9 protein-coding genes are annotated in these 12,272 nt (G+C 43.3%); 6 read left to right on the top strand and 3 right to left on the bottom strand.

Annotated elements, in window-relative coordinates; all coding sequences use genetic code 11:
* Positions 1 to 137 precede the first annotated feature (137 nt).
* Complete coding sequence (locus tag T357_RS0108980; RefSeq protein ID WP_031551265.1) at positions 138 to 1,034, bottom strand: LysR family transcriptional regulator; 897 nt, start codon at positions 1,032 to 1,034, stop codon at positions 138 to 140.
* 378 nt (positions 1,035 to 1,412) lie between these two features.
* Between T357_RS0108980 and T357_RS0108975 the strand changes: the two genes are divergently transcribed.
* From T357_RS0108975 to rpiB, 3 genes are all read left to right on the top strand, one after another.
* Positions 1,413 to 2,849: a uracil-xanthine permease family protein gene (locus tag T357_RS0108975; protein WP_044916601.1), complete on the top strand. Its 1,437-nt coding sequence runs from the start codon at positions 1,413 to 1,415 to the stop codon at positions 2,847 to 2,849.
* Between the two features lie 241 nt (positions 2,850 to 3,090).
* Positions 3,091 to 4,611 carry a substrate-binding domain-containing protein gene (locus T357_RS20240; RefSeq protein ID WP_049962358.1) on the top strand — a complete coding sequence of 507 codons (1,521 nt, stop codon included), beginning with the start codon at positions 3,091 to 3,093 and terminating at the stop codon, positions 4,609 to 4,611.
* A gap of 468 nt (positions 4,612 to 5,079) precedes the next feature.
* Entirely contained in the window at positions 5,080 to 5,544 is a 465-nt protein-coding gene (gene rpiB, locus T357_RS0108960) for a ribose 5-phosphate isomerase B (RefSeq protein ID WP_031551242.1), read from the top strand.
* Positions 5,545 to 5,741: 197 nt separating this feature from the next.
* Here the strand turns inward: rpiB and T357_RS0108955 are convergent, their stop codons facing one another.
* Positions 5,742 to 6,386 carry a hypothetical protein gene (locus T357_RS0108955; protein ID WP_031551239.1) on the bottom strand — a complete coding sequence of 215 codons (645 nt, stop codon included), beginning with the start codon at positions 6,384 to 6,386 and terminating at the stop codon, positions 5,742 to 5,744.
* Positions 6,387 to 6,577: 191 nt separating this feature from the next.
* On the bottom strand, positions 6,578 to 7,399 hold the full coding sequence (locus T357_RS0108950) for a PHP domain-containing protein (protein WP_031551236.1): 822 nt from the start codon (positions 7,397 to 7,399) through the stop codon (positions 6,578 to 6,580).
* A gap of 196 nt (positions 7,400 to 7,595) precedes the next feature.
* Between T357_RS0108950 and T357_RS0108945 the strand changes: the two genes are divergently transcribed.
* From T357_RS0108945 to T357_RS0108935, 3 genes are all read left to right on the top strand, one after another.
* A complete protein-coding gene (locus T357_RS0108945) occupies positions 7,596 to 8,816 on the top strand; it encodes a class I SAM-dependent rRNA methyltransferase (RefSeq protein ID WP_031551233.1) in 1,221 nt (406 codons plus the stop codon).
* A 285-nt stretch (positions 8,817 to 9,101) separates the two neighbouring features.
* Complete coding sequence (locus T357_RS0108940; protein ID WP_031551230.1) at positions 9,102 to 10,397, top strand: ATP-binding protein; 1,296 nt, start codon at positions 9,102 to 9,104, stop codon at positions 10,395 to 10,397.
* Between the two features lie 29 nt (positions 10,398 to 10,426).
* Positions 10,427 to 12,178, top strand: coding sequence for a DUF7309 domain-containing protein (locus tag T357_RS0108935; RefSeq protein WP_031551227.1), 1,752 nt, complete (start codon positions 10,427 to 10,429; stop codon positions 12,176 to 12,178).
* Positions 12,179 to 12,272: the final 94 nt, after the last annotated feature.

Raw genomic sequence — 12,272 nt, 5'->3', positions numbered from 1 at the left:
GGCGAGGGGGCTAAGGAAAAAGTGAGCCAAGTGGTTCTAAGGGGTCCGATTTTGATTTTTCACGACTCAGCTCAACGGTTTTAAATGGATGCCTGACCGCTCTGGTCTTTATATTCCGGTTGAACTGTTGCAGGTTATTACAGCAGTCCCTGTTTTACGAGCTTTTCCAGTTCTTTCATTTCTTCTGTGACCCACTTGTCTTTGTGGTAGAAGATCTGACGGTACATGGTCATGCTGAAATCTGTAGGTTTGATTTCCTTGAGTTCACCGTTGTGGATACATTCCTGTACGGAGAAGGCCGGAAGGAAGGTGATGCCTTTGTTTTCCTTAACAAGGCGGATGATGACCTCAGTGTTTCCGGTTTCGAAGAAAGGACGGATCTGCATGCGGTCTGCGGCCAGATCCTGCTCGAGAGCATATCTGTAATTGGAGTCCTGCTCTGTCAGGAAGAAAGGAAGCTGCAGAAGGTCATTCATATGAACCTGTCCGGTTTTTGGGTCTTCTCCGGGGATTTCCAGATCCGGGCTTGCCACAAAAATGATGGGTTCCGGTTCCTCAAGTATCTTTATCCAGTTAGAGTCATAAACACGTCGGTCGAGGAAATAAACCATATCCACCAGGTTATGCTCCAGCATATCTATAAGCTCTTTAGGTGAACCTGTTTTTATTTCCAATGTTATCTCCGGGTGATTGTCATAGAAGTATTTCACCACATTCGGAATCTTATAGGTAAGAAGAGATTCAAGTGAGCCTATACGAAGCTTATGTTCCTGCATCTGGGGATTTCCGAGGGCTGTGTGGACATCATCAACCCGGCGGAGGATTTCATTGGCATACTGGAGAAACTCCCGGCCCGGAGGGGTGAGGACAACGTGTCTTCCCACTCTGTCAAAAAACTTTGTATTGAATTCCTGTTCAAGCTGACGTATCTGAATAGTAACCGCAGCCTGAGTATAACCAAGGGACTCGGCTGCCTTACTGAAACTCTGCATTTCTACTATTTTAACAAAAGAATTTAGCTGTCTTATTTCCATAATATCTCCATTCCGCCTCTTTCAGCCGGCGGTACAAACAGTGATGTAAAGTGTTTTTCAAATTATCTCCATCACTTCAATAAAGCATGGAATAGTATATATAAAAAAAAGAGAGCTATCAATCTTTAAATAAAAAATATTTATTAAAAAATTAATAGTTTTAAATTGGATTTTTATTCAAAAAAACCTTGGTTCTCACTATTGACGATATAAAAAAGTTTGTTAAAATAGTAAAAAATCAAACGAGGGATTTTAAAATTAAGATGAAGATACTGATTAAAAGGTCATTGTAAATATCTATCAAGCACGCAAGGAGGGAATATTTCCTCCTAAGCGTGCTTTTTCTTTGTAATGACTAATTAGGAAAGGGGTTAATAAATGAGTAACGAAAAAATCAAGATTGGAGAAGAAGGTATCTATGATGCCAGAAAGCTTGGAACAGGAAAGGTATTGATCCTGGGATTCCAGCATATGTTTGCGATGTTTGGATCAACTGTTCTGGTACCACTGCTCACAGGACTCAGCGTGTCGGCAACATTGCTCTGGGCAGGTCTTGGTACACTTTTGTTCCACCTTATAAGTAAGAAAAAGGTACCTGCATTTTTGGGATCATCCTTTGCATTCCTTGCAGGATATGCAGCAATTGCTCCTAACGGTGAGCCCGATCTCCTTAGATATGCATGCTTCGGTGTAGCCTGTGCAGGTCTTGTTTACCTTGTACTTGCCACTGCTTTCAAGGCCTTCGGTGAGTCAAAGGTAATGAAATATTTCCCGCCTGTAGTAACCGGCCCTATCATCATCGCAATCGGTCTCAACCTTTCAAAGTCAGCTATCGAGAACTGTGCTTCCAACTGGCCTATCGCCCTGGTAGCTATCTTCATAGTTGTTATCTGTAATATCTGGGGACGCGGAATGGTGAAGATCATCCCTATCCTTCTCGGTGTTATAGGTTCATATCTTGTTGCTGCAGTTGCCGGAGTTATCGATTTCTCACCTGTTTCTGAAGCTGCATGGTTTGGACTTCCTTTAAATTACAGCCGTACAGTATTCTCACTTTTCACTGACGGAACCATGGACACTTCACTGCTCATAACTTCAGTGATAACCATCGTGCCTATAGCATTCGCAACCATGATGGAGCATATCGGTGACATCTCAGCTATCTCTTCAACAGTAGGAGAGAACTTCATCAAGGAGCCGGGTCTCCACAGAACACTTACCGGTGACGGTCTGGCAACAGCTCTTGCTTCTCTTTTCGGAGCACCTGCCAATACAACCTACGGCGAGAACACAGGTGTGCTTACACTTACAAAGGTTTATGATCCTATGGTTATCCGCCTGGCTGCATGCATTGCTATCATCCTCAGCTTCTGCCCTAAGTTCGCAGCTCTTATCGAGGTAATGCCGGCGGCTACAGTCGGTGGTATCTCACTGGTTCTTTACGGTATGATTTCTGCTGTCGGAATCAGAAACATCGTTGAAACAAAGGTTGATTTTTCAAAGACAAGAAACGTCATCATCGCTGCACTCATCATGGTTCTTGCCATCGGAGTCAACTACTCCAGCGCCGGCGCCATCATCATCCCGCTTGGAGCTATAACGATCAACTTCTCAGGTATCGCAACAGGTTCACTTGTAGGTATCATTTTGAATGCCATCCTTCCCGGTAAGGATTATGCCTTTAAGGACAGCGAGCCTAATGCTACAGGCGTTGACCTTGAGATCGCCCAGGGTGAATCCCTTGTCTGGCAGCTTGCCAAGAAGGCAGGAGCAAAGAACATGGTTGAGGATGGTTCTGAGAAGTCAAAGAACTAAGACGATAACCAAAGAATCGAAGTGCTCACAGATCATTCTTAATCGGATACTGCTTTCATAGCAGCAATTCGGATATGAATGGAGCTCGACATTTACACTTCAGATTAAAAAATCTTTAAAGATTTATGAGGACCGGTTTTATACCGGTCCTTTTTTAGTATAATGAAGCGAGGGGTATAATTCGACGGGGACTGGATGGATAGGATAATGAACCGTCCCCAATGGATAATGGGGGAGATCATTGGATAAGGATAACGAAATTAAAAAAGAAAATCTCAAGAATGATCAAAAAAATACTGTTAAAAAGCCCAAAAGGAAAAGGGTCCAGGTAGATTCTGAGTACCAGTGGGAGAGTCTTCATCATAAATCCATCAGGATGAATGAGAGGAATGTTAATCAGAATCTCCATGGTGAGCATGAAAAATCTCATAAAAAATTACGGCTTACAGAACATAAGATGATGGTAAAGTTTGCCATCGGCAGTATCATTTTCTTTGTTTTTCTGCTTTTCTGCATTTTCCTGGGGAAGAGAATCAGATCCGGAATCAATGAGACACAGGAGGTCTCGGAAAGCAGCAGTACAGCGGCAGATGAGAACACTCCTACAGGAGATGAATCAGAAGAAGAAACCACAGCCTCAAAATATCTGATCGAAGAGAACGTGGCGCCGCCCAATGACATTGAAAACCTCGATATCATCGGAGGAAACGGAGAGCTTATAGGCTTCTCCTTCCCGGATCAGCAATGTGAAAAGTGGATGCTTATGGAGAAGCAGATTGATAAGGTGCTTCATGCTTCCGGATATAATGCAGACTTTAAATATGCTGTGGAGCAGCCTCTGGAGGAAGGCCCTTCAGTGGAGGGATTCCATAAAGATAAGCTGGTTAAAAAGCAGATTGAGGATATCGAAGAGCTGGTAAAAGAAGGAGCGGGGATCATATTTGTGGCCCCCGGGGATGTTTCGTCGGAAGCCCTTGCAGCGGAGCTTACACAGGTGAAAAACTCGGGTATCTATGTTGTCGCCATCGATCATGTACCCATGAGAACAGACGGTGTGAATTTCCTTTTTGGATGTGATGACTACCATGTGGGTGAAACCATGGGTAATTACATCGTTGATGCGCTGGATCTCAAGCATGCTACAGCGGAGGAGCCAAAGACCGCGGAAATCTTTACGGGAGACATGTCGGATGAGACCCTGTACTTCAGGTTCCCGGGTCTGATGGAAGCATTGTTTCCGTATATCGATTCCGGAGCCCTTGTTATACCTTCCGGGCAGATAGAGCTTGAGCAGGTGAGTACATTGGACAACAGTGAGTCTGAGGCCTATGAACGTATGAAGGAGCTTCTTGCCGAGGTTTATACCTCCGGAAATCTTGATGCTGTTATATGTATTGACGATGTGCTTGCGGGAGGCGTATCCAGGGCGATGGCTGAGGCCGTTATGGACGGCACATATGGAGGAACTATGCCGGTCATAACCGGAGACGGTTCAAGTGAAGAGGCTCTGGACAGGATACTTCAGGGAAAGCAGTCAATGTCTGTATTTTACGATCCTGCGCAGTATGCTTTCAGTATAACGGAGCTTGTGGATGACATATATCACGGCACAGAGATGGAGATCACGGACGCTGAGATGTACCAGAACGGGGCGATTGTGGTGCCCGCTATCGAGTTGTTTCCTTTAGTTGTGACGGCTGAGAACTATGAGGATATGATAGTGGATACCGGGTATCTGCATGCGAAGGCGTTGTTGGATTGATTACATATCCGAAATAATGTCTTTGAGTCAACTATCAAGTGATGATCAATTGACTTATAACTCGAAAAGCGGAGGATGGGCCAAGCAAGAGCAGGGTTCTGTATGACTCAAATCACGAGAAATGAAGAATGGGTCAAGCAGGAGCAGGGTCCTGTATGACTCAAATCACGAGAAATGAAGAATGGGTCAAGCAAAAGCAGGGGTTTGTATGACTCAAATCACGAAAAGCGGAGAATGGGTCAAGCAAGAGCAGGGTTCTGTATGACTTAAAACACGAAAATCGAAGTATGGGTCAAGTTTGGCTGAATTTTTCTCAGCAGGAACCAAAGGGTGATGTTATAGAGAAATAAAATATCCTATGTTATACTTTTTGGAGAAAAAGCAAATTTAAATGTTTCAGTTCATCCGTCACCAGGGTTCCGGATGAGCTGCTACATTAAAATAGAATTTATAGAATGGAGATCAGTTATGAAATTAGTAATCGGAAATGATCACTCATCGGTAGATATGAAGAATGAGATAAAGGAGTATCTCGAGGAGAAGGGAATTGAGATGATTGATGTTGGAACCAATTCAACAGACAGCTTCAATTATCCGATTTCAGGATACCGTGTAGGAAAGATGGTTGCAGAGGGAAAGGTTGACGGCGGCATCGCAATCTGCGGAACCGGCGTAGGCATCAGCCTTGCCTGCAACAAGGTAGACGGTGTTCGTGCCTGCTGCTGCAGTGAACCCTATTCTGCCGAGATGAGCAAGCGTCACAATAACGCAAATGTTATATGTTTCGGCGCAAGAGTTATCGGTATCGAGACTGCTAAGCAGATCGTTGATGCCTGGTTAAATTCAAAGTTCGAGGGCGGTCGTCATGAGACCCGCGTTAATATGATCATGGAGATTCAGGATACACAGAAGCTTAAGGCAGCAGAGGAATAAATAAGATCCGGAGGGCATCCATTTTAAACCGAGGCACCTTCGCAGAAAAAATAAAAAAAATTCCGACTCAGATAAAGAAAGGATCCTTTCGGATTCTTTTTGAAATGCAAAAGTCGCGCAAAATCAGAGCTTTCATAGAGAAAATCTCTGATCTTGCGCGGCTTTGTGCATTTCTATGACCTTTTGGCCTTATAAAATCAGGCCTCGTCTCCTATGAAGTATATAACTTCTCCACCCTCAATGGTTAAGAAAACCAGCTCATTTTCAGGGTCATCGGTTATAAACTGTAAACACAGTTCAACGTCACTGTAACCTCTTTTATTCAGTTCTTCACGACAATCATTAACGATATCGAGCCATGCAGGAATGGTTTCATCACGGAATGGATCAACATCGATATCATCGATGGTGGTTATGCCTTCACGCCAAACGTGAATATAGATTTCATCAGGATCATAAGTTATTTTATGAGCGCAGCCTTCATCGTTCCAGGCTTCGCTGATAGTATCGTCAACGTAGTATATTGCATTTAAGAAATCTTCGTTTTCTGTTTCTTCTGCAGCTTCTGTTGATTCCTCTGGAGCTTCTGTTGATTCCTCTGCAGCTTCTGTTGATTCCTCTGGAGCTTCGGTTGCAGCAGCAGTTTCTTCTGTGACTGACTTCTCAGTTGTGATCACGCCGTTGTTGTTTTCGGCCTTGAAACTGTATTCCTTTGAATTCCCGTCTGTATTGACAGAAAAATTGACTTCCGAAGTTGACTTACGTTCTACGGAACAACCGGAGAGCGCAAGCATAGCTGAAGCTGCGGCTATCATAGTAAGTAACAGTGTTTTGTTTTTCATAATAATTATCCCCTTATTTAAAAAATTTATCACACTATATCATGTATTATATAAAATAGAAATGAAAAACACAAAAAATATTGAGAAGAAAAGGGACAAAGGGTAATAGTTCAGTCAGTGAACCAAGGGGACGGAGTTAGTGGTCCATCGGTTGAACTGTTACAGGTGACAGTTTAGTCAGATTTATAAATCTATACAATCCGTCCCTTTATCCCGGACTCTTTTAAAGCCTCCAGGAAGGTCTCTCTGTTTAAACTTGCGATCAGTTCCTCCGGGAAATGAACTTCCTCAAGGAGGATCTTCGTCTTCTCAAAACGACCGATAAGATTTGAGACATGAGCATCGGTGGCGATGGAAACCTTGCAGCCTTTCTCGGCGCAGATTTCAAGAAGCTCCTTGCAGCGGCTTCTGGTTATGCTGTCCTCCGCCTCGCTGCCAAACTCGAAGCTGTGTTCATTAACCTCCAGAAGCTTGTTGAGACTCTTTGCAGCGTCAACGATAGCTCTAAAATCCACATCGAGACCGCTTCTTCCCAGGTGACCGAGGATGAATACCTTCTCATCCTGGAGCGCCTTTATATACATGTCCGTAAGCTGAGTTCTGCTTGCCCCTTTTGTAAATGCCTTTCCATGAATGCTTGCGATTACATAATCCATTTTTCTGGTAACCAGCTCATACAGATTTGTGGGTCTTATGGGATCTCCGACGATATTTTTGTCGATGCTGATGTCTTGTCCGAACAGTCCTCCATCAAGATTCACTATATCTACCTCGCAGCCTGAGAGAAGTGTCACGCCCATCCATTCCTTTGGCCAGATGGTTGGAGAAGTTGCAAGGTACTGATAGTTTTTGAGATTAGTATATTCCGGCCAGAGCATTTCTGAAAAATGGTCTGTGGATGTCAGAAGCTCTATTCCGTTTTCTTTGGCCTCGATAACATTTTCCTTTATGGTTGAGTAGGCATGCCTGCTGTATAAAGTATGTGTATGTGTGTCACATTTTATATCGTACATAGTTTACCCCCTGAATCAAAAGATATAACAAACATATAACACGGACCGGCAAAACAGCCCGATTTTATGTTACTATTCTGACTTTGTGGCAAAAGCCGCTTATTACTGGTAGAATATGCTTGAAATCATAACACAGATATAATATTTTTTTAAGGCACATAATGACCAAAAACATTCGCTTATAGAGGAGATCAATATGTCAGAATCTTTGGTTTCAAACGGAAAAATAGTTTTAAAAAAGGGTGAGGGCCGCACCATCAAGGCGGGCGGAGCCTGGATCTTTGATAATGAAATCGACCGGTATGAAGGTGAATATGAAAACGGAGATATCATCACCGTTTCCGACTTTGACGGCTTCTTCATGGGCTACGGTTTTATAAATCACAATTCCAAAATAAGAGTTCGAATGCTTTCAAGATGGAGAAAGGAACCCATCGACAGAGAGTTTCTCCGGGAGAGAGTGAAGAATGCCTGGGACTACAGAAAGACCGTGGTTGATACAAGTTCCTGCAGAGTCATCTTCGGTGAGGCTGACTGGCTTCCGGGACTCACAGTTGATAAGTACGAGGATGTGCTGGTGGTTGAGTCATTGGCACTTGGAATCGACAGACTCAAGGAGATGATACTTGAGGATCTGGTTGAGATTTTGAAGGAAGACGGCATTAGCATAAGAGGAATCTATGAGAGGTCAGATGCCCCGGTCAGAAAGAAAGAGGGCATGGAGCCGCACAAGGGGTTCATCGGGCCTGAGTTCGATACTGATGTTCTCATCACAGAGAATGGCGTTAAGTATATGGTGGACGTTGTAAACGGTCAGAAAACCGGATTTTTCCTCGACCAGAAGTACAACCGTCTCTCTATCCACAAGCTCTGCAAGGGCAAGAAGGTGCTGGACTGCTTCACCCACATGGGAACCTTCGCGCTCAATGCCGGAATCGCAGGAGCAGCTTCCGTTGAGGGCCTCGACATCTCTGAGCTTGCGGTGCAGCAGGCTACCGCCAATGCTGAGAGAAACGGTCTTTCCGATACAGTTCACTTCCGCGTGGCTGACGTGCTGGATGAGCTTCCGAAGCTCAACAAAGCCGGGGAGAAGTATGACGTGGTGATCCTCGACCCGCCGGCATTTACAAAATCAAGAGAAGCTACAAAGGCAGCTATCCGCGGCTACCGCGAGATAAACATGCAGGGAATCAAGCTTGTTAAAGACGGTGGTTACCTCGCTACCTGCAGCTGCAGCCACTTCATGACTCCTGAGCTTTTCACAAAGACCATCGCCGAGGCAGCCAACTCCGTTCACCGCCGCCTCCGTCAGGTAGAGTACCGCACCCAGTGCTCCGACCACCCGATCCTCTGGGCAAAGGATGAAAACAGCTATTATCTTAAGTTCTACATCTTCCAGGTTTGTGATGAGAAGTAATTTAAAAAGGTTTCACAGAAACCAGTGGGGACGGTTCTCTCCGGAGAGAACCGTCCTCACTGGTTTACCCAAGAAATTACAAAAGTAAACCCTGTTACATTACGATAAAGGACTCTCAAAGCTTCATTTTTCGATTCAAGTCTCACATTTCTCCGATTCAAAACCTGATATTTCTCCGATTGAAAACCTAATATTTCTCCGACCAAAAGTCTCACATTTCTCCGATTCAAAATTGATTTTTTCTCCGATTTAAAGTAAAATTTTGAGGAAGGAGAAGCGAAACAAATGAAAAAAAGACCGTATATAAACAGGCTATTTGACGGAATTTTGGAGTTTGCCCTTAAGAGTAAAGGTGCAGTCGTGATTGTCGGTCCAAAATGGTGTGGAAAGTCTACTACAGCAAACAGATATGCGAAGACAGTAATAGACCTGATGCCTCTTGAATCAAGGCATGAATTTATTGAATTGGCAGAGATATCTCCGTCCAATTTTTTAAACTATGGACCTAAGCCTCTGCTGATTGACGAATGGCAACATGTGGCATTTATCTGGGATCAGGTAAAGTACGAAGTCGATAAAACAGGTGAATTTGGACAGTACATTCTGACAGGAAGCGTTACTGACAAAACCAGATCTGATATGGATGACGAGAGCAGCAGACATACGGGTAATGGCAGGATCATTCGAAAGATGATGAGGACTATGTCTCTTTTTGAAACCGGTGACAGCAACGGTACAGTATCACTTATTGATCTGAAGAACGGTAAATTCTCAAAGGCAATGTCAAATAAGGATATAAATGACTACGCTTACTACATATGCCGTGGAGGGTGGCCGATTGCCATTAATAAAGACAGGGATGTGTCGCTGGCACAGGCAAGGGATTATTACGAAGTAGTTGTAACTGATGACATTTTTTCGCTTAAAGATATTCCCCTCAAAAGAGATGAGCAAAAAGCAAGGAAGCTGATGCGTTCCTACGCCAGAAATGTTTCTATCGCTGCAACAGATACGACGCTTCGTGATGATTGTGCAGGAGGCGACGAAACCTTTGATAAAGATGTTTTTGCAAAGTACCTGAATGCACTTCGCAACCTGTATGTTATAGAAGAGCTCCCTGCCTGGAACCCCAATCTTAGAAGCCGAACTGCTATTAGGACAAGGGAAACCAGACATTTTACTGATCCATCTATAGGTGCGGCGGCACTTGGAATAACGCCTGAAGGTATATTTAAGGACATAACAACATTTGGTCTTTTGTTCGAATCATTGGTAGTACATGATCTCAGGGTATATGCGGATACTATAGGGGCAAGGGTCTATAAATACAGAGATTCCAAAAAAAGAGAAGCCGATGCAGTCATACAGTTTAATGATGGTACATGGGCTTTAGTAGAGGTAAAGCTTGGCGGCGAAAAAGATATACTTCAGGCCTCAGAGAACCTTATAAAAATAGCTGAAGATATCGACTGGCAGAAGTCAGGAAAGCCGGCATTTTTGATGGTAGTAACAAAAAATAAGGTTGCTTATCAAATGGAAAACGGAGTTTATGTAGTGCCCTTGTGCTGCCTGAAAAACTGATTAAGAGGACCTGAAAGGATAATGAAAATATGAGAAAAGAAGCGACAACGAAGGAGTGGAAGAAGCTGTATGATTTTGCGGAAAAGTATGTCGAGATGAAACCATGGGAAGTGCTGGATAATGAAGAAATGGTGTGTGTAAGCTTTTCCGAGGAAGACCGCGGATATTTTACCGTTATGGGAAACGGCGGGATGGAATATGGTTTTGGACTTTATTTCGGAGATATTGCCTTTAGGGAAATGCAACTACAGATACATGGTCATAACGGAGACGATTACATGATGTATATGCAAAACTGCATTGTGATGTTCATGGATCGTAAGGAAGTTATTCCTCCGGAGCAAATGGAAGTCATCAAAAAAATTGGACGAAATTATGGTAAAGGAAGAAAATGGATTTATTTTGAGAACCACGCCAGAGGATACTGCCCATACATACCTGATCAGCAGGATGTTATAAATACAACCAGGTATCTGGAAAAACTGATCGAAGCATTACCACAGATTGAAGCTTTAAAACCTCGGGGGATGCATTTGATGGGACATGGATTTGTGCATAAATCAGAAAAGTCAGAATGGAAGACTGATATGATTGTGTGGAACCAGAATGAACTTAGTAAATTACCTGTTGTTGTACAAAATGATGCTCTGAAGAATGAATCCGCAAAATGGAAGAAGCTTAATAGTTTATGGGAAGTGGATATTACTCACATGAATTCTATGGTAGAGGATGAGAAATACGACAGACCTTTATTCCCTCACCTTTTATTTGTTTTGGATCATAATACCGGAATGGTGATCTATCAGCAAATGCTTGAGCCCTCAGATGATCATTTGGCAGTATGCAGGTATCTTACCAATTTGATGAATGAGCACGGAATACCTAAGAAGATTCTTGTATCCGGAGATATCATGGAAGAGTTATTGTCTGTTCTCGAGAGTGCGGTTGGAGTACCGGTTGAGATCGCCAAAAAGAGTCATATAAATGATTTCAAAAGGGGACTGCAGAGGGATATGCGTAGAATGGGTCCCGAGGCGGATGGAAGTATGCTTAGAGCAATAGGCCTCAAGGATGAGGAAATTTCTGCACTTATGAAAATGGCCGGCGTGAAAACGGAAGAAGAATTGGTAGATATTCTGGGTAAAAATTTAAGAAATGAATATGGTAATGATTTCGGAGGTATGTATTTAGGTGGGCCTGAAGACGATGATCTGCCTGATCTTGATGATTATTATGATGACGGTGATTATGAACTCGTATGGCAGGAGCCTAAAAATATGCGGGAAAGAATCAAATTGATCAATGAGTTTTTTGAAGTCACAGAAAAATACTACGAAGATGACTATATGGATGAAGATGGATTCGATGATGACTTTGACGATGACCTGGCGCCGGGTATGATAGATGCGGAATGGTGCGAGGACTGGACGAAAGCATTAGGACAATGCACCAAAGAGAAGCTGACTGAAATGGCAAAGAAACTGGGAGTTTCTTCCGGAAAGAATAAATCAGAGAGTGCAGCCCTGGTATCTCAGGCACTTTTAGAAAAGCCCTCAAGGGTAAAGGAACTGCTTTCCGATGAAGAAATAGCCTTGATCAAGCGTTTGCGCCAGATGGTAAGCAAGAAGGAAAGCGTAATGTCAGATGAGTTCCCGTTTTCCAAAGAAACACTGATTTCACTGGCTGAGAAAGGAATTGCAGATATCAAATACGGACATGATTTTATGGATATCTATCTGACGGTAAGGATTCCGAAACAGCTTAAGGGACAGAGGCTGTAAAATCAGTGGCGAAAAACTTACGTTTATAGCCAATTAGATTTGCATCTATCAAATCAAAAAACATTAAAAAACCAGCTCACGTAAACGGATCAAA

It is taken from the genome of Oribacterium sp. FC2011 (assembly GCF_000701645.1).
Taxonomy (GTDB): Bacteria; Bacillota; Clostridia; order Lachnospirales; family Lachnospiraceae; genus Oribacterium.
This window is presented reverse-complemented; position numbering and strand designations above follow the sequence as displayed.